Annotated in this window: 21 protein-coding genes; 6 read left to right on the top strand and 15 right to left on the bottom strand. The window is 73.4% G+C overall.

Features of this window, described 5'->3' with window-relative positions:
* Positions 1-159 precede the first annotated feature (159 nt).
* Positions 160-702: a PPA1309 family protein gene (locus ACIQPQ_RS07125; protein ID WP_401300734.1), complete on the top strand. Its 543-nt coding sequence runs from the start codon at positions 160-162 to the stop codon at positions 700-702.
* 45 nt (positions 703-747) lie between these two features.
* Here ACIQPQ_RS07125 and ACIQPQ_RS07120 read toward each other — a convergent pair whose 3' ends face one another.
* From ACIQPQ_RS07120 to ACIQPQ_RS07105, 4 genes are all read right to left on the bottom strand, one after another.
* A complete protein-coding gene (locus ACIQPQ_RS07120) occupies positions 748-1,842 on the bottom strand; it encodes a PDZ domain-containing protein (RefSeq protein ID WP_401300731.1) in 1,095 nt (364 codons plus the stop codon).
* Between the two features lie 54 nt (positions 1,843-1,896).
* Positions 1,897-2,061: a hypothetical protein gene (locus ACIQPQ_RS07115; RefSeq protein ID WP_401300729.1), complete on the bottom strand. Its 165-nt coding sequence runs from the start codon at positions 2,059-2,061 to the stop codon at positions 1,897-1,899.
* Positions 2,062-2,242: 181 nt separating this feature from the next.
* Positions 2,243-2,716: a molybdenum cofactor biosynthesis protein MoaE gene (locus tag ACIQPQ_RS07110; RefSeq protein WP_401300726.1), complete on the bottom strand. Its 474-nt coding sequence runs from the start codon at positions 2,714-2,716 to the stop codon at positions 2,243-2,245.
* Between the two features lie 166 nt (positions 2,717-2,882).
* A complete protein-coding gene (locus tag ACIQPQ_RS07105) occupies positions 2,883-3,995 on the bottom strand; it encodes an SDR family oxidoreductase (protein ID WP_401300723.1) in 1,113 nt (370 codons plus the stop codon).
* Positions 3,996-4,188: 193 nt separating this feature from the next.
* On the opposite strand from ACIQPQ_RS07105, the gene ACIQPQ_RS07100 reads away from it, so the two are divergent.
* Together ACIQPQ_RS07100 and ACIQPQ_RS07095 are read left to right on the top strand one after the other, a co-directional pair.
* Positions 4,189-5,700: a zinc-dependent metalloprotease gene (locus ACIQPQ_RS07100; protein ID WP_401300720.1), complete on the top strand. Its 1,512-nt coding sequence runs from the start codon at positions 4,189-4,191 to the stop codon at positions 5,698-5,700.
* Positions 5,697-6,227, top strand: coding sequence for an NUDIX hydrolase (locus tag ACIQPQ_RS07095; protein WP_401300717.1), 531 nt, complete (start codon positions 5,697-5,699; stop codon positions 6,225-6,227). Before ACIQPQ_RS07100 ends, ACIQPQ_RS07095 begins: the two co-directional genes overlap by 4 nt.
* Positions 6,228-6,359: 132 nt before the next feature.
* On the opposite strand, the gene ACIQPQ_RS07090 is transcribed toward ACIQPQ_RS07095, so the two are convergent.
* From ACIQPQ_RS07090 to ACIQPQ_RS07075, 4 genes are all read right to left on the bottom strand, one after another.
* Complete coding sequence (locus ACIQPQ_RS07090) at positions 6,360-7,115, bottom strand: AIM24 family protein (RefSeq protein WP_383777949.1); 756 nt, start codon at positions 7,113-7,115, stop codon at positions 6,360-6,362.
* Between the two features lie 18 nt (positions 7,116-7,133).
* Complete coding sequence (locus tag ACIQPQ_RS07085) at positions 7,134-7,814, bottom strand: AIM24 family protein (protein ID WP_383777947.1); 681 nt, start codon at positions 7,812-7,814, stop codon at positions 7,134-7,136.
* A gap of 11 nt (positions 7,815-7,825) precedes the next feature.
* Positions 7,826-9,568 carry a TerD family protein gene (locus ACIQPQ_RS07080; protein WP_401300713.1) on the bottom strand — a complete coding sequence of 581 codons (1,743 nt, stop codon included), beginning with the start codon at positions 9,566-9,568 and terminating at the stop codon, positions 7,826-7,828.
* Between the two features lie 255 nt (positions 9,569-9,823).
* On the bottom strand, positions 9,824-10,420 hold the full coding sequence (locus ACIQPQ_RS07075) for a M48 family metallopeptidase (protein WP_401300711.1): 597 nt from the start codon (positions 10,418-10,420) through the stop codon (positions 9,824-9,826).
* A 266-nt stretch (positions 10,421-10,686) separates the two neighbouring features.
* Here ACIQPQ_RS07075 and ACIQPQ_RS07070 point away from each other — a divergent pair, with 266 nt between their 5' ends.
* Together ACIQPQ_RS07070 and ACIQPQ_RS07065 are read left to right on the top strand one after the other, a co-directional pair.
* Positions 10,687-11,934, top strand: coding sequence for a TOMM precursor leader peptide-binding protein (locus ACIQPQ_RS07070; RefSeq protein WP_401300708.1), 1,248 nt, complete (start codon positions 10,687-10,689; stop codon positions 11,932-11,934).
* Positions 11,927-13,369 carry an ABC1 kinase family protein gene (locus tag ACIQPQ_RS07065; protein WP_401300705.1) on the top strand — a complete coding sequence of 481 codons (1,443 nt, stop codon included), beginning with the start codon at positions 11,927-11,929 and terminating at the stop codon, positions 13,367-13,369. Before ACIQPQ_RS07070 ends, ACIQPQ_RS07065 begins: the two co-directional genes overlap by 8 nt.
* Positions 13,370-13,566: 197 nt before the next feature.
* Here the strand turns inward: ACIQPQ_RS07065 and ACIQPQ_RS07060 are convergent, their stop codons facing one another.
* The 4 genes from ACIQPQ_RS07060 to ACIQPQ_RS07045 all read right to left on the bottom strand — a co-directional run bounded on the left by ACIQPQ_RS07060 (position 13,567) and on the right by ACIQPQ_RS07045 (position 17,163).
* The gene (locus ACIQPQ_RS07060) at positions 13,567-13,893 is read right to left on the bottom strand and encodes a hypothetical protein (RefSeq protein WP_383777595.1); all 327 of its coding nucleotides are present in this window, start codon (positions 13,891-13,893) and stop codon (positions 13,567-13,569) included.
* Complete coding sequence (locus ACIQPQ_RS07055) at positions 13,890-14,258, bottom strand: WhiB family transcriptional regulator (RefSeq protein WP_037695023.1); 369 nt, start codon at positions 14,256-14,258, stop codon at positions 13,890-13,892. Before ACIQPQ_RS07055 ends, ACIQPQ_RS07060 begins: the two co-directional genes overlap by 4 nt.
* 176 nt (positions 14,259-14,434) lie before the next feature.
* Positions 14,435-14,767, bottom strand: a complete 333-nt coding sequence (locus tag ACIQPQ_RS07050) for a hypothetical protein (RefSeq protein ID WP_401300701.1) — start codon at positions 14,765-14,767, stop codon at positions 14,435-14,437.
* Positions 14,768-14,913: 146 nt separating this feature from the next.
* Positions 14,914-17,163 carry an ATP-dependent DNA helicase UvrD2 gene (locus ACIQPQ_RS07045; RefSeq protein WP_401300698.1) on the bottom strand — a complete coding sequence of 750 codons (2,250 nt, stop codon included), beginning with the start codon at positions 17,161-17,163 and terminating at the stop codon, positions 14,914-14,916.
* A gap of 228 nt (positions 17,164-17,391) precedes the next feature.
* Here ACIQPQ_RS07045 and ACIQPQ_RS07040 point away from each other — a divergent pair, with 228 nt between their 5' ends.
* Positions 17,392-17,634 (top strand): mycoredoxin, encoded by a 243-nt coding sequence (locus tag ACIQPQ_RS07040; RefSeq protein WP_383777600.1) that lies wholly within the window; start codon positions 17,392-17,394, stop codon positions 17,632-17,634.
* A 115-nt stretch (positions 17,635-17,749) separates the two neighbouring features.
* Here ACIQPQ_RS07040 and nudC read toward each other — a convergent pair whose 3' ends face one another.
* The 3 genes from nudC to ACIQPQ_RS07025 all read right to left on the bottom strand — a co-directional run bounded on the left by nudC (position 17,750) and on the right by ACIQPQ_RS07025 (position 23,947).
* Positions 17,750-18,694: an NAD(+) diphosphatase gene (nudC, locus tag ACIQPQ_RS07035; RefSeq protein ID WP_383777601.1), complete on the bottom strand. Its 945-nt coding sequence runs from the start codon at positions 18,692-18,694 to the stop codon at positions 17,750-17,752.
* Between the two features lie 155 nt (positions 18,695-18,849).
* The gene (locus ACIQPQ_RS07030; RefSeq protein ID WP_401300694.1) at positions 18,850-20,262 is read right to left on the bottom strand and encodes a dipeptidase; all 1,413 of its coding nucleotides are present in this window, start codon (positions 20,260-20,262) and stop codon (positions 18,850-18,852) included.
* 43 nt (positions 20,263-20,305) lie between these two features.
* Positions 20,306-23,947, bottom strand: a complete 3,642-nt coding sequence (locus ACIQPQ_RS07025) for a UvrD-helicase domain-containing protein (RefSeq protein WP_401300691.1) — start codon at positions 23,945-23,947, stop codon at positions 20,306-20,308.
* Positions 23,948-23,959: the final 12 nt, after the last annotated feature.

Here is a 23,959-nt window from a genome sequence, read left to right as displayed (position 1 = left end):
AAGCCAAGGTGCGCACCTCGAAAGTCGCTGTTGATCCGTCAGGCCCGCGTGTTCGTGGACCGTGGGTGGCCCCCCGTGATCGCGGGCCCACACCTATGCAACTTACTCACCGCTTACTCGGTTCCCGATTCCGGTCGGGAACGAGGCAGGATTGTGACCATGTCCAACACTCCCATGGCGGCGAACCCGCTCACCCGGGCCGTACTAGAGATCGACGAGTACGCCTCCGGCCTCGGCTGGGACCAGCCCGCACGCCTCTTCGCCCTCGTCGACACCGCACAACTGCGGGCTCAGGAACCCGCGCTCGCCGCCCAGCTCGGCCTGGAGGGCGAGTCCGAGACCACCGGCCTCACCCCGATCGAGCAGGACGAAGTGCCAACGGACAAGCCGCTCGACGAGTTCCTGGCGACGATCGCCTGGCCCGACGCGGTGGTCGGCTGCGCGCTGACCGTGGAGCGGCTGATGCTGCCGCCGTCGGCGGAGGCGCAGGTCCCGCAGGGACTGAGCGAGGCGAAGCTGACCCGCTGGGTGGCCGACCACCCGGACCGCCAGGAGGTCAGGATGACGGTGGCGGTGCTGCGCGACGGCGCCCGGGACGCGGCCGTACGGCTGCGGGAGAAGGACACCCCGACCGAGGTCCTCACCGGCGCGGCGCTGGTGCCGGGCCTGGCGGAGGCGCTGACGGCGACGTTCGCGGAGTAGCCGCCCCGCAGCCGCGACGGCCGCGGCACACGGCTCCGTCCGCGGCTATCCGGTCGTGCACTTCGGCAGGGCGTCGGTGTCGCCGCTGCGGATGTCCTTGAGGGCGCCGAGAGCGTCGTCGATGGTCTTCACCTTGACGAGGGTGAGCCCGCCCGGGACGTCCTTGGCGGCGGCCGCGCAGTTGTCGGCGGGCGTGAGGAAGTACTGGGCTCCCTTGTCGCGCGCGCCGACCGTCTTCATCTCGATGCCACCGATCGGGCCGACCTCGCCCGCGTCGTCGATGGTGCCGGTGCCCGCGACGAACTTCCCGCCCGTGAGGTCGCCCGGAGTGAGCTTGTCGTAGATGCCGAGGGCGAACATCAGGCCGGCACTGGGGCCGCCGACGTCGGCGAGCTTGATGTCGATGGTGAAGGGGAACGTGTGGTCGGTCCCGGCGGAGATCCCGACGACGGCCCGCTTCGCGCCGCCGTCGTCGGAGGCGGCCGTGGTGATCGAGACCTTCTCGGTCGTCGTCGGCGTCCGGCGCTCCTTCTCGGCGGCGGCCTGCTCCTTCGCCGGGACGATGGTGAAGACGACGGCCTGGCCGGGGGTGTGCTCGGTGACCAGCTTCGCCACGTCGGAGGGCTCCTTGACGGCCTTGCCGTCCACGGCCTTGATCACGTCACCGGCGTGCAGCCGGCCCTCGGCGGGCGAGCCCTTCACCACGGTCGAGACGATCACCCAGGACTGCACGGGCAGCTTCAGCGCCTTCAGGGCGGCGACCTTGGCGCTCTCCTGGGACTGGCTGAACTCCTCGGCGTTCTCCTGGGTGGACTGCTCCTCCGTCTTGCCGTCCGGGTACAGCGTGTCGTGCGGGACGACCTTGCTGTCGTGCGCGAGCCAGCCGTAGACCGCCTCGACCAGGTTCATCCGGTAGTCGGCGCTGGTGACGCGGACGGTGGTCATGTTGAGGTGGCCGGACGCGGGATACGTCTTGTGGCCGGAGATCTGGAGCACCGGCTCGCCGCCGTGCTCGCCCAGGGTGTTCACCGTCGGCCCGGGTGACATCTCCGAGTAGGGCGCGCGGATCAGCACGCCCGCGCACAGGAGCGCGATCAGGATCAGGGTGGAGGCGAGCATCGTCGCGGTGCGGCGTGGCATGAGTCGACAGTACGGGACGGGCCTGTCTGCGCACCGTCAGGGCCACCGCCCGGGTCACGTACCGGAGGGCGGCCTCTCCATGGCCGCGCGGAAGCGGGCGTATCCGTCCAGTTCGGGGCCGTCGCCGCGGATGTTGCGCGTGCGGGTGGCCCAGCTCCCCCAGAGACCGGCGCCGATCGCGGCCACCAGCGGGATGAGCAACCAGGCGAGGGCTGCCATGCCGACCTCCCTACCCCGTGCGTGACCGCGACTGACTGATCAGCGGATTAACCGTCCGCACGGACAACGCTCACGGCAGCGCCGGGGTTACGCAACCGGACGTCCGGCCCGGCGGGCCGGTGCCGGTGCCGGAGTCGATGTCGGAGTCGATGTCGGAGTCGAAGTCGGCGGGCGCCCTGGGTCAGCAGGCGCCGACCCACTCCTCGGTGCCGTCGGAGAACTTCTGGTGCTTCCAGATCGGCACCTCGTGCTTGAGGTCGTCGATCAGCTTCCGGCACGCCGCGAAGGCCTCGCTGCGGTGCGGGCAGGACACGGCGACGACGACGGCGAGATCACCGACCGCCAGTTCGCCCACCCGGTGGACGGCGGCCAGCGCGCGCACGGGGAACTCGGCGGCGACCTTCTCGGCGACGCGCCGCATCTCGGTCTCGGCGGACGGATGGCAGGAGTACCCGAGCGCGTCCACGTCGGCGCCCCCGTCGTGATCGCGCACGGTCCCGACGAACAGCGCCGTCCCCCCGGCCGCGTCGTCCCCGACCGCCCGGAACACCTCGTCCACGGAGAGCGGGGTGTCCCGTATCGCGATCAGCCTGACGGGGTCCTGAAGCGACTCCCGCCCAGCACCGGCTCCCCTGCGTCCCACACCATCTGCCATACCTTCATCGTGCCGCACGCGCGCGCGTGCGGGACACTCAGGCTGTCTTCCCAGCCCGTCCGGCCCTTTAGGACGAGGCCCGTCCAGGGCCGAAGCGGGCGTCCAAGGGCGGCAGCCCCCAGGTACGGGACGGAAAGGGGCGGCGGGTGCGAGCCACCCCCGGCGACTACCGCCGCCGTGCCTTCCGGGCCCGCCGCACCACAGCGGCGGCGCCCAGCAGAGCCACCGTCGCCCCCGCGGCCCCCGCGGCCGTCGCGTCCTTCCGCCCCAGCCGCCGCCCGGCGACCGTGTGCCGCCCGGCCACCTCCTCCAGCAGCTCCGCGAGCACCTCCTCGTTGGTCCAGCCGGGCCGCCATCCCGCGTCGTGCAGCCGGCTCCCGCTGACCACCCACGGGTACATCGTGTAGGCGAGGTCCCCGGCCGGGGACGGCGTGAGCCCGATCCGGTGCAGGCGGGCCGCCGCGCCGAGCGCGACCGCCGAGGGCAGCTCCATCCGCCGGATGCCGCTCAGTTCCTCGACCTCCTCCTGCTCCAGCCACCCGTCGCAGCCGACGGCGAGTTCCCCGTCGACCTTCTCCAGGACGGCGTACTCCAGGGCCGCGCACAGGTCCTCGACGTGGCAGAACTGCCAGGCGGGCCGCGACCCGGCGACCACGAGCAGCCGGGGCGACTCGAAGTAGCGGGTCAGCGCGGTGTCCGTGCCGCCGCCGACCAGTACGGCGGGGCGTACGACGGTGACGTTGAGCCCGGGGTGCGCGCGGGGCGCGCGCCGCGCGAGCCGTTCGATCTCCAGCAGGTCGCCGACGCCGGTCGCCTCCGCGGTCGCCTTCAGCTCGGCGTCCTCCGACAGGGGCAGCTCGTTGTCCGGGAGCGCGCCGTAGACCATGGCGGAGGTGCACAGGACGACGCGGTGCACCCCGGCGGCCGCGGCGGCGGTCAGCACGGTCTGGGTGCCGCGCACGTTGTAGGCCGTACGGGCGGCGTCCTCGCTCCCCAGGTCGAGGTCGAGGGCCAGGTGGACGACGGCGTCCGCGCCGCGCAGCTTCTCGGCGATGGCCGGATCGCGCACGTCGAGGATGTGCCACTGTGCCGCGTCGCACTCGCCCCGCCGCTCGTCGATCGCGACGACCTGCTTGATCTCCTCGGACGCGGCGAGCCGCTCGGTCAGCAGCGCGCCGACCCCGGTGGCGGCACCGGTGACGGCGACGACCGGCCCGCGCGAGGCGCCCGTGGTCGAGTGGTTTCGCGCTGCGCGAACCTGCGGATCTGGGGAACTCACCAGGTGTCTCCAGCGGTTGTTTTCCATACGGGCGCGAGTGACGCGTACGTACCAGGTGGCATCCATCCTGCCGCAGCCCGCCGGTGGGCGAAGCACCGAGGCCCGATCGGGCCCGGGTGTCTACGCTGGGTGGTGTCGCAGGGCAGCCGCGCCGCCGGACGAGAGCCGGTGGCCTAACCAGCCGAGGAACCCCGTGAGTGACACCCCATTCGGATTCGGCCTTCCGCCGGAGGAGCCGGACGACGGCGACGAGGGCAAGAAGAAGGACCCGCAGAGCGGCGGTGGTCAGGGACCGGCCAACCCGTTCGGTTTTGGAGGCCTGCCCGGTGCGGGCGGCTTCGGCGGCCCCGGTGCGGACAATCCGCTCGCAGCCATGTTCGGTTCGCTGAACCCCACCGACCTGGGCGCCGCGTTCCAGCAGCTCGGCCAGATGCTCTCCTACGAGGGCGGCCCGGTGAACTGGGACATGGCGAAGCAGATCGCCCGCCAGACGGTGTCCCAGGGCACGTCGGACGGCGTGAAGGACGCCAGCGTCGGTCCCGCCGAGCGGACGGCGGTCCAGGAGGCCGTGCGCCTGGCCGACCTGTGGCTGGACGACGCCACCTCGCTGCCCTCCGGGGCGCACACGTCGGTCGCCTGGTCGCGCGCGGAGTGGGTCGAGGCGACCCTGCCCGCGTGGAAGGAGCTGGTCGACCCGGTAGCCGAGCGGGTCGGCGCGGCCATGGGCGATGTGCTGCCGGAGGAGATGCAGGCCATGGCGGGCCCGCTGATCGGCATGATGCGGTCGATGGGCGGCGCCATGTTCGGCTCGCAGATCGGGCAGGCCGTGGGCGTGCTCGCGGGCGAGGTCGTCGGCTCGACCGACATCGGGCTGCCGCTCGGTCCGGCCGGGAAGGCGGCACTGCTGCCGCTGAACGTGGAGGCGTTCGGCAAGGACCTGGGCGTGCCCCAGGAGGAGGTGCGGCTCTACCTCGCCCTGCGCGAGGCCGCCCACCAGCGGCTCTTCGCCCACGTGCCCTGGCTGCGCTCGCACCTGTTCGGCGCCGTCGACGGGTACGCGCGCGGCATCAAGGTCGACACCGCCAAGCTGGAGGATGTGGTCGGCCAGTTCGACCCGCAGAACCCCGAGCAGCTTCAGGACGCGCTCCAGCAGGGCATGTTCCAGCCGGAGGACACCCCGCAGCAGAAGGCCGCCCTGGCCCGGCTGGAGACGGCGCTTGCGCTGGTCGAGGGCTGGGTGGACGCGGTCGTGCACGCGGCGGCGAAGCCCCGGCTGTCGTCGGCGGACGCGCTGCGCGAGACGCTGCGCCGCCGCCGTGCCTCGGGCGGTCCGGCGGAGCAGACGTTCGCCACGCTGATCGGTCTGGAGCTGCGTCCGCGCCGTCTGCGGGACGCGTCGCGTCTGTGGGCGTCGCTGACGGACGCGCGCGGCGTCGACGGCCGGGACGCCCTGTGGGCGCATCCGGACATGCTGCCGACGGCGGGCGACCTGGACGACCCGGACGGGTTCGTGCACCGGGAGCACATGGACTTCTCCGAGTGGGACAAGATGCTCGGCGAGGCCGCGAGCGGTACGGCGGGCCCGACCGACCTGACGAAGGGCCCCGGCGCGGGCGGCGCGGCCGGCACCGAGGACCGTGCCGACGGCGAGGGCGGGAGCCCCGAGGACGGCAAGGACGACCGGAAGGGCGACGGCGCCGAGTGAGCCTGCACGACGACGCGGTCCTCGTCCTCAAGGGTCTGGAGGGGGGCGAGGGCCAGGAAGAGCTGCGCCTGGCGTATCTCGACCATCTCGCGACCCATCCGGACGGCGTGTGGAAGGCCTGCACGGCCGGACACCTCACGGCGAGCGCGCTGGTGATCGACCCGGAGCGCGGGCGGGTCCTGCTCACACTGCACCGGAAGCTGCGGATGTGGCTCCAGATGGGCGGCCACTGCGAGCCGCAGGACGGCTCCCTCGCGGCGGCGGCCCTGCGCGAGGCCGGCGAGGAGTCGGGCGTCGCGGGGCTGACGCTGCTGCCGGGCGGCCCGGTGCTGCTGGACCGGCACCGCATCCCGCCGCCCTGCCACTGGCACCTCGACGTGCAGTACGCGGCGGTCGCCCCGCCCGGCGCCGTCGAGGCGATCAGCGACGAGTCCCTGGACCTGCGCTGGTTCCCCTACGCCGAGGTCGCGGAGGTGGCGGACGGGTCGGTGGTCCGGCTGCTGGAGGCGACCCGGGCGCGGCTCTGACCGACCCGCGCGCGCTCGGGGACGTACGTCCGGCGGTGCGCCGTAGGCGGGCAGCGGTAAGGGGCGACCTCCAGGACGGCCGCCCCTTACACACCGTGACGGAGCCCGGTGTCCGGGTCCTGTCGGGAGCGGTCAGCTCCAGGCGTTGCCCTGGTTCTGCGCGCGCACGCCCTGCTGTCCCATGCCGTACTGCCCGGCGAGGCCGCCGCCGATCTGGGCGTTCTGCGGCGGGAGCAGTTCACTCGGCTGGACCAGTGCGAAGCCGCTGCCCATGAAGCTCAGCTCCCAGCCCTCACCGGTGCTGCCCCGGCGGCGCCACACCCCGGAGGAGTGCGTCTGGGCCTGCATCTGCACCCGCAGCCCGGTGGACCAGGCGACGATCGCGTCGGCGTCGCAGTTGACGTACTTGTCGGGCGTCACCTGCAGCATCAGGGGCGCGCCCGAGGTCATCAGGGCGACCCGGCCGCGACCGGTGATGTTGAGCTGGTACTTCCCGGAGCCGGAGATGCCGTAGAGGCTGTCCACGGCGATGACCTCGTGGTGCAGCCCGGAGTCCATGGCGAGGACGTAGCTGCTGTCGACGGTGAGACCGTCCTGGTCGACGTCGACGACGTGGAGGTGCTGGGCGAGGTTGGCGAGGTAGACGGTGCCCTGCCCGTGACAGCGCATCAGGTCCAGGCCCTCGCCGGTGCGGGCCCGCGCGCGGGACTGGTTGCGGCTCTGGTACTCGGCGTCGAACTCGACGAGCCCCTGGTAGGCGACCATCGTGCCCTTGCGGGCGAGGATGTCGTCGTGGCCGTCCAGGGTGACGCGGAGCATCTGCTTGTTCTGGAGGCTCCAGCGTTCCTGGGTCTGCTGGTCGTTGTAGGCGAAGAGCGAACTCTGCATGGTGTTTCCCGTTCCCCCTCAGCCCCGGACCCGGAGGCGGTCGGTGCTGTCCTCGCTGGGCTGGACGACGACGATGCCCTCACCGGAGAAGGCCATCTGGTAGGCCTCGCCGCTGCCCCTGCCGATCAGCGACTGCGCCTTGAAGCTGCGCTTGCCCTTGACCTTGAGGTTCGGGGACCAGGCGACGAGCGCGTCGGGGTCGACGTAGGTCTCGTTCTCGCCGCCGCCGCAGTCCACGACGATCGGCTTGCCGCGGGAGGTCAGCGCGACCCAGCCCTGGCCGGAGATCTTCGTGTTCCACAGGCCCTGTCCGGCGAACTTGGCCAGGCCCTTGACCCGCTCGACACCCCAGGTGAGGTGGGCGTCGAAGGCGAGGAGGTTGGTGGCGTTGACGGAGATGCCGTCGCCGTTGAGGTTGATCACGACGACGTTGGCGCCGTAGTCGGCGAGGTAGAGCAGGCCGTCGCCGGAGCACTTCATCAGCGGCGCGCCCTCCCCGGTCATCCAGTCGCGCGCGACCTGGCGCACGGCGGGCGGGTTGGGCTCGTACTGGACGAAGCCCTCGTAGGCGACCATCGAGCCCACGCGCGCGAGGAGGTCGTTCCCGGTCTGGAGGGCGACCTTCAGCATGTGGTTGCCGTGGTTCTCCATGCGGGCGGTGACGGGTGCGGGGGCGTAGCCCGCGAGCGGCTGGTTCATGACGGGCTCCCTCAGACCTCGTACGGCTGGACGACGATGAAGTTGCCGGGCGCGGCCCGGAACTGGAGGTTGACGCTCTCGCCGGTGTCGCCGGGGTAGGCGTTGCGCCGCATCCGGACCTGGCTGGAGACGACGACCTGGGCGGCGGCCGACCAGGCGACGACGGCGTTGCAGTCGGCGAAGGTGGTCGGGGTGACCGGGAGGACGACGGGCGCGCCGTGCGTCTTCACGACGATCGTGCCGGTGCCCGTGAACTGCATGGTGAACAGGGCGCCGCCGGGGATGCCGTGCCCTTCGATGCGGCGGACCTCGTACTGGAGGCTCTCGTCGAAGGCGAGGACGTTCTCCGCGGAGACGCAGATGCCGTCCCCCTGGAGTTCGATGGGGTGCAGCATCGTGGAGTTGTCGGCGAGGAAGACCTGGCCCTGGCCGGTGCAGCGCATGAGCTGCATCTCCTGGCCGGTGGCGTTGCCGACGATCCGGCCGGCGAAACCGGCGCCCTTGTAGCTGAAGTCGACCTTGCCCTGGTAGAGCACCATGCTGCCCTGGCGGGCGAGCACGGGCTGGCCGCCGATGCCGAGGTCGACGCGGACCAGCTTGCGGTTCTGCTGGGTCCAGCGCTGTCCGGTGGGCGTCTCCTTGAACTGCTGGAGCGCGGCGCCGACGCCCGCGCCGCCCGCGGGCGCGCCCTGCGGCACGCCGTACGCCTGCTGGCCGGGGATGCCCGGAGCGCCGGGAGCGCCGGGCGGCTGCTGGCCGTAGCCGGGCGGCGGGGTCGGCTGGCCGTAACCGGGGGGCGGCGGGGGTGCCTGCGGCGACTGCGGGGCCGGGGGCTGGCCGTAGCCGGGCGGGGCGGTCGGGGCGCCCTGGCCGTACGAGGGCTGGGGCGGCTGGCCGTACGGCGGCTGCTGGCCGGGCTGGCCGTAGGGCGCGGGGGCCGGGGCGGGCGGCGGGACCTGGACGCCGCCGGGCGGGGTCATCGGCGCGACGATGGTCGGCGCGGAGTGCACGGCGGGCGCGGGCGGGGCGGGCGGCGTGGGAGCCGACGGGGCCGGGGGCGCGAAGGCCTGGGCGGCGGCGGGCTGCGGCTGCTGCGGTGCGGCCGGAGCGGGCGCGGGTGCCGACGGCGCGCCGAAGGCGGGGGGCGCGGCGGCCTGGGCGGGCGGGGCGAAGCCGGGGGTGGCGCCGGTCGGGGCCTGCTGCGGGGGCGCGGCGGGCGCCTCCTCCTCGGCGACCTCGCCGCCGAAGTTCTTCAGCAGGGCGTCCAGGCCGCCGTCGAAGCCCTGTCCGACGGCCGCGAAGCGCCAGACGTCCTTGAAGTAGAAGTCGCCGAGCATGACTGCGCGCTCGGTGGAGAACTCCGAGCCGTCGAAGGAGTAGCGGGCGACCTCCTCGCCGCCCGCGACGATGCGCAGGTAGCCGGGGGCGATCTGGGACATCTGACCGGCGCCGTCGAGGGTGGCGGTGAAGGAGAGCTTCCGGATCTGCTGCGGAATCCGGTCGAGGGTGACGCGGAAGGACTCGGTGTCGCCCGCCTGGGCGCCCAGGAGCTGGATGGACTCCTCGGGGGACTTCTGCTGGTTGAAGAAGACGAAGTACCGGTCGTCGGAGAGCCGCTCGTCGGCGTCGAGGCCGAAGCAACTGATGTCGAACGTCAGTCCGGGAGCCGAGATCTGCACGCCTACGTACAGATCCGTGCCCGCGGTCAGGTCACTGATCTTGGCCTTGTGGCCACGCTGGAATTCCCTGGGCATGCGTAACGACCGTCCCCCATCCGGATTGCGAGTGCGTCGCGTCAGGCTAACGGCAAACCCTGACATCGGACGATGTCGGTACAGAGCCGGTACACAACGCTCGCGCGCGGGAGACACGCGGCGCGCGCGGGGTGGGACGGGTGACCGGAGGTGGTCGGCACGGCTTGCCGCGCGGGGGCCGGGGAGTTCGGGCGCGGGGTCGGCGCGCGTGTGGAGCGGGCGGGGCAGGCGATGTGCGGGCGTGTGCGGAAGGTCTCATTCCGCCGGGTCGGTCGACGGGCGGGGCAGGCGGTCGGCGGCCACCACGCCCTCCAGGTAGCCGCGGGCCCGCTCGGTGCGCGGATAGGCCTCCAGCAGCCGCCAGAAGTCGGGGCCGTGGCCGGGCACGAGGAGATGGGCGAGTTCGTGCAGCAGGACGTAGTCGATGACGTACTCGGGCATGCCCTTCAGCCGGTGGGACAGGCGGATGCTGCCCTCGGCCGGGGTGCAGGAGCCCCAGCGGGTGTTCTGGTTGGTGACCCAGCGGACCGTGGCGGGCCTGGCCCGGCCGTCGAAGTACTGGCCCGACAGCCGCTCGGCGCGCTCGGCCAGCTCGGCGTCACCGGGCACCCGCCTGCTCTCCTGGGCGGCGAGCTTGTCGAGCATCACGCTCACCCAGCGCTGCTCCTCGGCCTCGGACATGCGGGCGGGGATGAGCACGACGGTGCGGTCGCCCTCGCGGTAGGCGGAGACCGTCCGGCGTCGGCGGGTACTCCTGCGGACCTCGATCGCGCTCGCCCGTGAGCCGCTCGGCGGCTGGCTCGTCGGCTTGCGCTGTGGCGTTCCGGCGCGGGGCGGTGGGTCGGCGGGCACGCCTCGACGTTACCCGCTGCACCTGGGGGAAGTCCCGACTCGGGGACGGGCGGGTTCCGATCCGCCGCCCCCGAGATGCCTCGTACGACGGATTTGTATGACTAATTTCGTTACCTGTGGACAACTCTCGACGCGTCCTCGGCCCGGTCCGGCATGCTGGCGTCGCCGGTCGAGAGCAGGGTCGCTGCCGCACCCCGCCCCGCCGGTTTCGGAGGATTCCGGGGCTCCCCGGGGTCCCGGAGATTCATGGCGGACGGGGGTCCTCGATGCATCCGACGGTGAAACCCGCGTTGCGGCGCGGCTGGCGTGACCTGACCACCGTGCAGTTCGGTCTGACACCGGCGCACGCCCTCACCCTGGGCCCGGTGGACCCGGCGACGGGCGGCCTGCTGGACCTGCTGGACGGCACCCGGGGGCTGCCTCTCCTGCGGGAGGAGGGGCGCCGTTCGGGCCTGCCGGACGGACAGGTCGACCGGGTGGTGGAGCGGCTGGCGCGGGCCGGACTGCTCGACGACGCGCGCGGCGGCGGCCCGGAGGCGGACGCGCTCCGCCTGCGGGCGGACCTGCTCGACCGGCTGCGCCCGGACCTCGCGTCGCTCTCCCTCACCACCACCCGGCCTGGTGAGCCCCTGGCCAGACTCGCCGCGCGGCGCCGGTCGCGGGTGCAGGTACGGGGCGCGGGCCGGGTCGGCGCGCTGGTGGCGGCGCTGCTGTCGGGCGCGGGGGTCGGCGAGGTCGACGTGCGCGACGGCGGCCGGGTGGAGCCGGGGGACGTGGCGCCGGGCGGGCTGCCCGCCGAGGCGATCGGCACCCGCCGGGAGGAGGCCGCGCGGCGCATGGTGCGCCGCGCCGCTCCCGGCCGCCCGCCCCGCCGGGGCGCCGGAGCGGCGGACGGGCCTGGTCCGGCGGGCTTCGCCCTGGTGATCCTCACGCCGCGGGACGACGTGGCGGTGCACGCCCCGGACCCCTCCGCGGCCGAACCCCTGGTCACCGCCGGGACACCGCATCTGACGGCCGGGGTCGTGGAGGCGACGGGTGTGGTGGGCCCGCTGGTGCTGCCCGGCGAGACGGCCTGCACGGGCTGTCTGCACGAGGCCCGCACCGACCGGGACCCGGCCTGGCCCCGGCTGGTCGCCCAGTGGCACTCGGGCTCCCGGCCCGGGGTCCGGGCCTGCGACCTGACCCTGGCCGCGGCGGTCGCGGGACTGACGGCGGCCCACGCCCTGGCCTTCCTCGACGGCGGCCTCCCGTCCAGCGCGGGCGCCCGCTGCGAGATCTCGGTCCCCACCCTCCAGTGGCACGCCCGGCCCGTGGCCCCGCATCCGGCGTGCCCGTGCGGGGCGGCGGAGAGAGACCGGGAGGCGCTGGGCACGACCGGCGGCGACAAGGTGGGGGACGCGCCCGCCGAGGACGCCGGGCCGCGCGCGACAATGGCTGGGCAACGGCATTCGAAGGAGTTACGCCGTACGGCAGACGCGGCGCGGCTTGCTGGGACCTGGAGGGCGCATGTCTGATCTTCCCCGGAAGGCGGTCACCCGGACCGCCAAGCTCGCCGCGCTCCCGCTCGGCTTCGCGGGCCGGGCGACCTGGGGCCTGGGCAAGCGGATCGTCGGCGAGTCCGCGGAGATCGTCGGTCGCGAGCTGCAGCAGCGCACGGCCGAGCAGTTGTTCAAGGTCCTCGGTGAGCTGAAGGGCGGCGCGATGAAGTTCGGGCAGGCCCTGTCCGTCTTCGAGTCGGCTCTCCCGGAGGAGGTCGCCGGGCCCTACCGGGCGGCGCTGACCAAGCTCCAGGAGGCGGCGCCCCCGATGCCGACGCGCACCGTGCACGCGGTGCTCACGGAGCGGCTGGGCGAGGACTGGCGCGACCTGTTCGCCGAGTTCGACGAGAAGCCTGCCGCGGCGGCCTCGATCGGTCAGGTGCACCGGGCGGTGTGGCACGACGGGCGGGAGGTCGCCGTCAAGATCCAGTATCCCGGCGCGGGCGACGCCCTACTCTCCGACCTGACCCAACTCAGCCGTTTCGCAAGGCTGTTGGGGCCGCTGATTCCCGGCATGGACGTCAAGCCGCTGATCACCGAGCTGCGCGACCGCGTCTCGGAGGAACTGGACTACGCGCTGGAGGCGGAGGCCCAGCAGGCCCACGCGGTGGAGTTCGAGGACGATCCCGACGTGGTCGTCCCGGCCGTGGTCCACCAGTGCGACCAGATCCTGGTCACGGAGTGGATCGACGGCGTCCCGCTCTCCGAGGTGATCTCCGGCGGCTCCCCGGAGCAGCGTGACCGGGCGGGTCAGCTGCTGTCCCGGTTCCTGTTCTCGGGTCCGGCGCGGACCGGCCTGCTGCACGCCGACCCGCACCCCGGGAACTTCCGTCTGCTGCCCGGCGGTCCGGAGGGGGAGGACGACTGGCGGCTCGGCGTCCTGGACTTCGGCACCGTCGACCGGCTGCCCGGCGGCCTGCCGGAGACGATCGGCCACTCGCTCCGCCTCACCCTCGAAGGGGACGCCGACGCGGTGTACGAGCTGCTGCGCGAGGAGGGCTTCGTCAAGGAGTCGATCGAGCTGGAGCCCGGGGCCGTCCTGGACTATCTGCTGCCGATCATCGAGCCCGCCGTGGTGGACGAGTTCGCCTTCAGCCGGGACTGGATGCGCAACCAGGCGGCGCGCATCGCCGACCCCCGCTCCCCCGCGCACCAGCTGGGCCGACAGCTCAACCTGCCCCCGGCGTACCTGCTGATCCACCGGGTCACGCTCAGCACCATCGGCGTGCTCTGTCAGCTCGGCGCGACCGTCCGGCTGCGCGAGGAGCTGAAGGCGTGGCTGCCGGGGTTCGTCGTGGAGACGGCCGAGGAGGAGTTCTACGAGGACGAGGCCGGGGAGCGGGCGGCCGAGGAGGAGTTCGACGAGGTCGAGGACGAGGGAGAGCCTGAGGAGCGCGCGGCCGGGGCGTGATCCCGCCGCCGGGGCCGACGGATTCTCCCGCGTCGCCGCGCCGAGGCCCTCCACGGCGTGGCGCTTTCCGGAGTGACGCTTCCCGGCACACGGCAGGGGCGGTCCGTGGTGACGGACCGCCCCCTAGGGCACTGCCTGGGCTTCTGCTCTTCTGTGGTTACCGCATGACGGCCATGCTCACGGCATGACGGTCTTGCTTACTGCATGACGGCCATGGCGAGCGCTCGCCGGGCACGCAGCGAGGCGCGCTCGGCACGGCGCTGCATTCGGCGGGCGGTCACCAGGCGGATCGCCCGGCGCTCCTGCTCGGCCTCGTGCAGCCGGTCGTGCATATGCGCACGAGCCAGGGCTTCTGGGATGAGTTGCATTTCACGGGTCCTGTTCTGACGCGAGTCGTTCGCTCGCGGAGTGGTGGTGTCTTCGATCGCGGAGCCGGCGGGCTCGCTGGTGGACGGCTTCATCGGGGCCTGCTTCTGGGGGTCGAGCGTGCGTGGGCGGTCGATCGTTCCTGCGAGGGTGTTCATGCCGTGACCGGGTTCTTGCGCGGACGGCCACGCGGCCGCTTCCGGGCGACGACGACGCCCTGGACGAACAGCTCGCCGCCCCAGACGCCCCACGGCTCACGCCGCTCCTTGGCACCGGCGAGGCAGGCCTCCATCAGCGGGCAGGTGCGGCAGAGGGACTTCGCGTACTCCACGTCCGCGGGCGACTCGGCGAAGAAGACCTCCGGGTCGTAGGAGCGGCAGGGGACGGGTACGCCGAGGTTCTCGATGGCGTCGTCGAGCGCGGTGAGCGCGGTGAGGGGGGTCAAGGTGGAGTCCTCCGTGAGGCCGGGCGGGGAGATCGTTTCGGAAGGCGGTACGGACGGGGCGTGCGCTTCGAGTTGCACGGTTCGTCTTCCTCGTCTGTTCGTTCCGGTCCGGTGGGACCGAGTGGCGGCTGGTGTACCGGGTTCGTTGCCTGTCCCGAGGCCCCTTCGCTCTGTCGTCCCCGGTCGGGGACAAACAGAAGGGCCGCGGATCCCGGGTGGGGTTCCGCGGCCCTGAAGGCGCCGGCCTGATTCGATCAGGCTGGATCACTCCAGGGTTCTGGCCCACGGAAGGCCCACATCAGGTGGTGCTGCGTCTGCTTGGTGAATCCGGCACCGGTCGCCGTGAAGGCATAGGCCTGAGCCTGTGCCTCTACTGCTGCTTCCAGTGCCTTGGTCGGTCGCTCACTGCGCTCACGGACGGGCAGGTCCGCGAAGGCGAGGGAGATGGTGGAGAGCGACGCGCGCCGGTCGGTCCGCAGACCGGACAGACCGGTGCCCGGGTTCGAGGCGCCGAGGATGCACGTGGAGACGACAGAGCGATCGGTCAGTTTGACGGTGCTGGTGAAGCCGGTGTTGTTGATGATCACTGGAATCGCCTCCTCTCGGCGTCTCGGGGGACCGGGGGGTGAGGCCGGTCCGTCGGATATGCAAGTACAGCACGGGTTCGGGGCCTTCGAAAAGGCCGCCGTTTCCGTGTCTAAGAACCTATGGGGATCGCCGGGGCATGCGCAAACTATTTTTCCGACGAGTTCTCAAGAGTCTCCGCCGTCCCGTTCTCCTGGGCGCCTTCGGGTTCCTGGCCTGCGCAGATGGCCAGGACGTCGGTGCCGTAGCGGTGGAGCTTGCGGGTGCCGACGCCGGGGATGCGGGCGAGGGTGCCCGGCTCCTCGGGGACGGTCTCCGCGATCGCGATGAGGGTCTTGTCGGTGAAGACGCAGAAGGCGGGCTGCCCCGCCCTGCTCGCCTGCACCGCGCGCCACGAGCGGAGGCGCTCGTAGAGTCCCTCGTCCATGTCGGAGGGGCAGTCCTCGCAGCGCATCAGCTTCATCTCACCGGCGTCGGTGAGGGTACGCCCGCAGACGCGGCAGCGGGCCGGGGTGCGCTGCGACCGCCGGGGCACGGCCGTCGGTCCCGCTGTGAGGCTTCCGGCGCCCCGCTCGACGCCTCCGGTGCCGCCCGCTCCGCCCCGTGCGGGGCCTCCGGCGGTGCCGGGGCGCAGGCCGTCCAGGAAGCGGCTGGGGCGCCGGTTGGGTCGGCCGCCGGGTGAGCGGGAGAGCGCCCAGGAGACGTGCAGCCGTTCGCGGGCGCGGGTGACGCCGACGTAGAGCAGGCGGCGCTCCTCCTCGATCTGTTCGTCGGTGCGGGCGTAGGTGATCGGCATCATGCCCTCGGCGACGCCGACGAGGAACACGACGTCCCACTCCAGGCCCTTGGCGGAGTGCAGGGAGGCGAGGGTGACGCCCTGGACGGTCGGCGCGTGCTGGGCCCCGGCCCGCTCGTCCAGTTCGGTGACCAGGTCGGCGAGGGTGGCCGCGGCTCCGGTCCCGGCCGTGGCGGCGGCGAAGTCCTGGGCGAGGTTGGCGAGCGCGGCCAGCGACTCCCAGCGCTCCCGGACGGCTCCGGAGCCCGCGGGGGGCTGCGGGGTCCAGCCCTCGCCGGAGAGGACGGCCCGCACCTGCGAGGGCAGGTCGATGGCGTCCTCCAGCAGGGAGTCGTTGCCGCCGAACCGTGCGGCGGCGCGCAGCGCGAGGATCGCCTTGCGCACCTCGGGCCGGTCGAAGAACCGTTCGGCGCCGCGGAGCTGGTAGGGGATGCCCGCGTCGGCGAGGGCCTGCTCGTAGATCTCGGACTGGGCGTTGGTGCGGAACAGGACGGCGATCTCGGCGGCCTGGACGCCCGCGCCGAGCAGTTCGCGGATTCTGCGGGCGGCGCCTTCGGCCTCGGCGGGTTCGTCGCCGTACTCGGTGTAGGCGGGCTCGGGGCCGGGGGCGCGCTGGGAGATCAGCTCCAGGCGGTGGTCGGCGGCCCGGCCGCGGGCCTGGCCGAGGAGTCCGTTGGCGAGATGGACGACCTGGGGGGTGGAGCGGTAGTCGCGGACCAGTTTCACGACCGTCGCGCCGGGGTGGCGGACGCGGAAGTCGAGGAGGTGGTCGGGGGTGGCGCCGGTGAAGGAGTAGATCGTCTGGCTGGCGTCGCCGACGACGCACAGGGTGTCCCGGTCGCCGAGCCAGAGTTCGAGCAGCCGCTGCTGGAGGGGGCTGACGTCCTGGTACTCGTCGACGACGAAGTGCTGGTACTGGGCGCGGACCTGGTCGGCGATGTCGCGCCGGTCCTGGAGGACGGCCACGGTCAGCAGGAGGACGTCCTCGAAGTCGATGACGCCGCGCTGCCGTTTGAGGTCTTCGTAGGCGGCGTAGAGCTGGGCGATCTCGGCGGGGTCGCGGGGGGTGTCGCGGCCCGCCTCGGCGGCGGCCGGCGCGTAGTCGGCGGGGATGGTCTGGGTGACCTTGGACCACTCGATCTCGGCGGTGGCGTCGCGCAGCTCGCCCCGGTCGAGGCGGATGCGGCAGGCAGCGGCTGCGTCGGCGACGAGCTGGATCTTGCGGTCGACGAGCCGGGGCAGCGCACCACCGATCGCTTTCGGCCAGAAGTACTGGAGCTGGCGGAGGGCGGCGGAGTGGAAGGTGCGGGCCTGCACGCCCTGCGCGCCGAGCTGGCGGAGCCGTCCGCGCATCTCCCCCGCGGCCCGGTTGGTGAAGGTGACGGCGAGCACGCTGGAGGGCTGGAGGACGCCCGCGCGGACCCCGTAGGCGATGCGGTGGGTGATGGCGCGGGTCTTGCCGGTCCCGGCTCCGGCCAGCACGCACACCGGCCCGTGCAGGGCGGTCGCGACCTCGCGCTGCTCGGGGTCGAGCCCGTCGAGCACCGCGTCGGCCGAGTCCGGTACCCGCGGGAAGAGGGAGGAGTGCGTTGCTGCTGTCACACGGCCATGCTGCCAGGTCGCGGGAGACGGGTGAGCCGGTTGTCCACAGGCGGGCAGCCGCGGTCGTACTAATGCGGCCGGGGTCACGGGTTCCGGTCGGCCCCGCCGGGGGCGGCGACGGCATGGCCTGTCCGCGAACCCCGGTGCGGCGGGGCGGGAATGGCGGCGGCGTCCCGCGCGTTCCCCCAGCGGACGCCATCCGCGAGTCGCCGAGGGAGCGCGAGAGACATGCCGGGCACTGTGACGATGTACAGCACCACGTGGTGCGGCTACTGCCGCAGGCTGAAGAGCCAGATGGACCGCGAGGGCATCACGTACGACGAGATCAACATCGAGCAGGACCCGGACTCCGCGGCCTTCGTGGAGAAGGCGAATGGCGGGAATCAGACGGTCCCGACCGTGCTCTTCCCGGACGGCACGACCCTCACGAACCCGTCGCTCGCCCAGGTGAAGCAGAAGATCGGCGCCTGATCCGCCGCCGCGGGTCGCGCGGCGCGTACGGCAGAGGGCGGCCCCCGGTGTTCCGGTGGGCCGCCCTTCGTGTGTCCGCGGCGCGTGTCCCCCTCGGGCGGCTGCGCGCTGGGGGCTAGAAGGAGCCGCGGGTCGGCAGGGGCTTGCCGTACCAGAGTTCGATGAGGCGGGCCGCGATCGAGATGCCGTACGGGGGCAGGACCTCGCCGGACTCGAAGGCGGCGCCGAGTTCGTCGCGGGAGAACCAGCGGGCCTCGTGGATCTCGTCGCCGTCCACGTCGATGGCGGTGGAGGTGGCGCGGGCCATGAAGCCCAGCATGAGGCTGGACGGGAAGGGCCACGGCTGGCTGGCGATGTACTCGACCGGGCCGACGGTCACGCCGACCTCCTCGAAGACCTCCCGGCGCACGGCGTGCTCGATGGACTCGCCGGGCTCGACGAAACCGGCGAGCGTGGAGAAGCGGCCCTCGGGCCAGTGCACCTGGCGGCCCAGGAGGACGCGGTCGTCCTCGTCGGTGACCGCCATGATGACCGCGGGGTCGGTGCGCGGGTAGTGCTCGGCGCCGCACGCCGGGCAGCGGCGGATGTGCCCGGCCGCGGCGATGACGGTGCGTTCGCCGCAGCGGGAGCAGAAGCGGTGGGTGCGCTGCCAGTTCTCCAGGCCGACCGCGTGCACCATGAGGCCGATGTCGCGCGCCGACAGCAGCAGGCCCGCCTCGCGCAGCCCGGCGGGGCGCGCGGACTGGTCGATACGGCCGGGCAGGGCGTCCTTCTGGAGCGCGAAGTAGCTGACCCCGTCGGCGTCGGTGCCCAGGAAGTAGCGGTGCGCCTCGGTGAGCGGCGCCTCGAAGGACGGCGTCATGACCAGTTCGGTCCGGCCGTCGGGGGTCTCGTCGATGAGGACCTGACCGCCGGACACGACGAAGCAGCGCGTCGTGGGGTGGCTCCACGCGGCGGCGAGCCAGGCCTCGTCGAGCCGGTGGTGCGCGGCGCGGTCGATCCCGCTCGGCGCGGTGAGCGAGACGGGTCGTTCGGGGTTCTGATCGGTCCAGGTGGTCACGGGTGCTTCCAACTCCCCCGGTGGAACGGTTGTTTCGGCGGGCGGTTCAGCGGGATGTGCGGCGGGCGGCGGCCGGGCCGGGAGCGCCGCGGCCGTACGGGGCGACCCCTCCGGTGTGCCCCGCGCGCGCCGCGGCCGTGGACCGGGCGGGGACGTCAGGGCGCATGACGCCAGTTCGCCGCGAGGTCGCCCCAGAGGTAGGCGGTGGTCTCGACGCCCTTGAGGAGGAGGTCGAGTTCCACCTTCTCGTCGGGCGCGTGCCAGCCGTCGGAGGGGACGGAGATGCCCAGGAAGAGCACGGGCGCGTCCAGTACCTCCTGGAGGTCGGCGGCCGGTCCGGAGCCGCCCTCGCGGGTGAAGCGGACGGGGCTGTCGAAGGCGCGGCTCATGGCGCGTACGACGGACTGGAGGGCGGGGTGGTCCAGGGGGGTCAGGCAGGGGCGGGTGGCCGGGCCGAAGGTGATCTCGTGGCGGATGCCGTCGGGGACCTGGTCGGCGGCCCAGGTGAGGAACGCCTTGCGGACGTGCTCGGGGTCCTGTCCCGCGACCAGCCGGAAGGAGAGCTTCACGAAGGCGGAGGACGGGATGATCGTCTTGCTGCCGGGGCCCTGGTAGCCGCCGCCGATGCCGTTGACCTCGGCGGTGGGGCGGGCCCAGACGCGCTCCAGGGTGGTGTGTCCGGCCTCGCCGTGGACCGCGCGCGAGTGCGCTCCGTCGAGCCAGCCGCGTTCGTCGAAGGGCAGCTCGGCGAAGAGTTCGCGCTCGCGGTCGGTGAGTTCGACGACGCCGTCGTAGAAGCCGGGGACGGCCACGCGCGCGTGCTCGTCGTGCAGGGCGGCGACGAGGCGGGCGACGGCGGTGGCCGGGTTGGGCACGGCGCCGCCGAAGGAGCCGGAGTGGATGTCCTGGTCGGGCCCGTACAGCCGGATCTCGCACTCGGCGAGGCCGCGCATACCGGTGCACACGGTCGGCGTGGTCTCGGACCACATGCCGGTGTCGGAGACGATCACGGCGTCGGCGGCGAGCCGCTCGGCACGCTCCTCGACCAGGGCGCGGAAGTGCGGGGAGCCGGACTCCTCCTCGCCCTCGACGAGCAGCTTGAGGTGGACGGCGGGCGCGGTGCGCCCGGTGGCGGCGAGGTGCGCGCGCACGCCCAGGGTGTGGAAGAAGACCTGGCCCTTGTCGTCGGCGGCGCCGCGCGCGTAGAGGCGGTTGCCGCGGACGACGGGCTCGAAGGGGTCGCTGTGCCAGCCGTCCTCGCGTGCGGCGGGCTGGACGTCGTGGTGGCCGTAGACCAGCACGGTGGGTGCCGCGGGGTCGTCGGAGGGCCACTCGGCGTAGACGGCGGGGGCGCCGGGCGTCGGCCAGACCTCGGCGGTCGGGAAGCCGGTCTCCCGGAGCTTGGCGGCGAGCCAGTCGGCGCTGCGGCGCACGTCGGGCGCGTGGTCGGGCTGGGCCGACACCGACGGGATGCGCAGCCACTCGGCGAGGTCGTCGAGGAAGGCCGCGCGGTGATCCGCGAGGTAGGTGCGGACGGCGCTGACGTCGCTGTCAACGGGATGGCTCATGGTCACGAGCCTATCCGGCCGCGCGGACATCCACGGCGGACGGTCACGCGCTGTTCATCTGCGGCACGGGCCCGCCCGGACCGTCGGGAGAGGCGTCCTCCCCGGTCAACAGGCGCTCCAGCGCGGGCCGGTCCGGCAGGTTCCGAGGGCGGACGACCTCGCCGGTGCGCACGTGGAGGAACGCCGCTGTGACGGATTCCACGGGCACACCCTGCTGCTCGGCCCACCCGAGCCGGTACAGAGCGAGCTGCAAGGGGTCCGCCGCGCGTCCCCGGCCGGTCTTCCAGTCGACGATCTCGTACGTCGCGTGCGCGTCCTCGCCCGAGCGGTACACGGCGTCGATCCGGCCGCGGACGACGCGGCCCGCGAGGGCGATCTGGAAGGGGACCTCGACCCGGTAGGGGGTGCGCCGGGCGTACTCGGTGCGCTCGAAGGCCTCCTTGAGCGCCTCCAGGTCGTGCTCGTCGGCGATCTCGGTGTCCTCGGCGTCGGCCCCGGGGAGGTCGTCCGGCTCCAGCAGGGGCAGCGTGAGTTCCTCGTAGCGTGCCTCGACCCACGCGTGGAAGCGGGTGCCCCGGCGGGCCGCGGGCTGCGGAGGGCGCGGCATGGGCCGCGCCAGTTCCTGCGCCAGCCCGTCGGGGTCGGCGGCCAGCCGCATCACCTGGGTCGCGGTCAGCGTCGCGGGCAGCGGTACGTCGGTGACGCTCCGGCGCGCGCGCAGCAGTTCCCCGGTGAGCGCGTCCAGGTCACGGTCCCAGGAGGCCACGGTCCGGGCCTCCTCGGGCGTGAGACGCGTGCCGGGCGACTCGGGCGCGCGCGTGGCCTGCGGTTCGGGGGCGGACGCCTGGTGGGGGACGGCGGGACGGAGACCGGGGGCGGAGCCGTACCCGGTGGGGCCGGACGCGTCGGGCGCGCGTGACGCGTCGGAGGGGTCGGACCCGTCGTAGGGGCCCGGAGCTTCGTACGGGTCCGTGGCCTCGGGCGGCTCCAGGGCGTCGTACGGGTCTCGCGCGTCGTTCGGACCCTCGGCGTCGTTCGGACCCTCGGCGTCGTACGGGTCCTCGGCGTCGTACGGGTCGAAGTCGTCGTACGGGTCGGGCTCCTCGTGGGGGTCCGGTTCCTCGGTGGGCCAGTCGGGGTCGTCGTGCGGGCCGGGGGCGGGCGGGGTGGCGTCCGGCTCGGTCGGGGCGAGGCGGTCCAGGTGGGCGAGGACGGTGGCGGCGGCGGCGCGGCGGCGGCGGAGGGCGTCGTCGTCCAGGGGCAGCGGCCAGGCCTGGCCGGCGTCGGAGCGGTGCAGGAGGGGGTTCTCGGCGCCGTCCTCCGGTGCGTCCGCCCAGACCTCGATCTCGCCGTGTCCCGCGGCGCAGTGGGCGTAGAGGGCCTGGAGGAAGTCGGAGGGGCCGCGGGGCTTCTTCTGGGTGGGGCCCCACCAGTGGCCCGAGCCGAGGAGGAGTGAGCGGGGGCGGGTGAAGGTGACGTAGCCGAGGCGTAGTTCCTCGGTGTGCTGGTGGTCCTTCATGGCCTCCTGGAAGGCCTTCATGCCCCGGGAGTCCCAGGACTCGGCGTCGGGGAGGGTGTCGGCGTCACCGCGCAGCGCGTGCGGCAGCACCTTGGCCTGCGCGGTCCACTTCTCGCGGCCCTGGGCGCTCGGGAAGGTGCCGGTGACCAGGCCGGGGACGACGACGACGTCCCACTCCAGGCCCTTGGAGCGGTGCGCGGTGAGTACCTTGACGGTGTTCTCGCCGCCGGGCAGCGCGTTGTCCAGGCCCTTCTCGTACTGGGCGGCGGTGCGCAGGAAGGCGAGGAAGGCGAGGAGGCTCGCCTGGCTCTCCCCCGCGGCGAAGGAGGCGGCCACGTCCAGGAAGTTGGACAGGGTCTCGCGGCGGCGTGCGGCCAGCGCGTGCGGGGACGCCGACAGTTCGACCTCCAGGCCGGTGACGGCGAGGACGCGGTGCAGGACGTCCATGAGCGGGTCGGCCAGGGAGCGGCGCAGGTCGCGCAGTTCGGTGGCGAGCCGGGCGAAGCGCACGCGCGCGTCGGCCGAGAACGGCAGTCCGTCGTCGTCGCCGGTGCCGTCCAGGGGTGTCTCCAGGAAGGTGTCCAGGGCGTCCGCGAGCGATATCACCTCGGACGGGTCGACGCCCTCGACGGCCTGGGCGAGCCGCCGGTCCGGGTCGTCGCCGTCACCGCGCGCGTGGGCGACGAGAAGGCGGGCGCGCCGTCCCAGGAGGGCGAGGTCGCGGGGGCCGACGCGCCAGCGCGGGCCGGTGAGGAGCCGGACCAGGGAGGCGTTGGCGCCGGGGTCCTGGAGGACTTCGCAGACGGCGACCAGGTCGGCCACCTCGGGCAGGTGGAGCAGCCCGGACAGGCCGACCACCTCGACGGGCACGTCCCGGGCGACGAGCGCGCCCTGGATCTCCGCGAAGTCGCCCGCCGTGCGGCACAGGACGGCGATCTCGCCGGGTGCCGTGCCGGTGGCGACGAGGTGGGCGACGTTGTCGGCGATCCAGGCGATCTCCTCGGTGTGGGTGGCCAGGAGGGCGCAGCGGACGACGCCGTCGCGTTCGGCGCCGGGGGCGGGCCGGAGGGCCTCCACGCCCGCGTGCATGGCGCGCAGGGGGGCGGCGAGGCCGTTGGCGAGGTCGAGGAGGCGTCCGCCGCTGCGGCGGTTCTCGCTGAGCGCCTGGCGGGTGGCGGGGGCGCCGTCGGCGCGCGGGAAGTGCTCGGGGAAGTCGTCGAGGTTGGCGACGGAGGCGCCGCGCCAGCCGTAGATCGCCTGGCAGGGGTCGCCGACGGCGGTCACGGGGTGGCCGGTGCCCCCGCCGAAGAGCCCGGCCAGCAGGACGCGCTGGGCGACGGAGGTGTCCTGGTACTCGTCGAGGAGGACCACCCGGAACTCGTCCCTCAGGATGCGGCCCGCCTCCGGGAGCCCCGCGAGGCGGGCCGCTAGGGCGATCTGATCGCCGAAGTCGAGCAGGTCGCGCTCGCGTTTGGCGGCCCGGTAGCGCTGGACGAGGTCGGTCAGCTCGCGGCGCGCGGCGGCCGTCTCGGGGACCTTGCGCAGGGCGTCGTTGCTGAGCTTGACGCCTGCCAGGGAGTGCAGCAGTTCGGTGTCCCACGCGCGCAGGTCCTCGGGGCGCACCAGGTGCTCGGACAGCTCGGAGTCGAGGGTCAGCAGGTCGCTCACGAGGTCGGCGAAGGAGCGGGTGAGCGCCGGATAGGGGCCGGGCGCCTCGCGCAGCACGCGCGCGGCGAGCTGGTAGCGGGTGGCGTCGGCGAGGAGCCTGGCGGTCGGTTCCAGGCCGATGCGCAGACCGTGGTCGGTCAGCAGCCGCCCGGCGAAGGCGTGGTACGTGGAGATCACGGGCTCGCCGGGCGGGTTGTCCGGGTCGATCACGTCCGGGTCGGTGACCCCGGCCCGGACCAGGGCCTTGCGGACGCGTTCGGCGAGTTCACCGGCGGCCTTGTTGGTGAAGGTCAGGCCGAGGACCTGCTCGGGCGCGACCTGGCCGGTGCCGACCAGCCACACCACGCGCGCGGCCATCACGGTCGTCTTGCCGGACCCGGCTCCGGCCACGATCACCTGCGGGGCGGGCGGCGCGACGATGCAGGCCGTCTGCTCCGGGGTGAACGGAATCCCGAGGAGCTCCTTGAGCTGCTCGGGATCGGTGATGCGGGCGGGCATGGGGAGAGGCTA

It is taken from the genome of Streptomyces sp. NPDC091281 (assembly GCF_044757425.1).
In the GTDB taxonomy this organism is placed as follows: domain Bacteria; phylum Actinomycetota; class Actinomycetes; order Streptomycetales; family Streptomycetaceae; genus Streptomyces.
The sequence above is the reverse complement of the archived record's forward strand: the minus strand, read 5'-3'. Positions and strand labels throughout refer to the sequence as shown.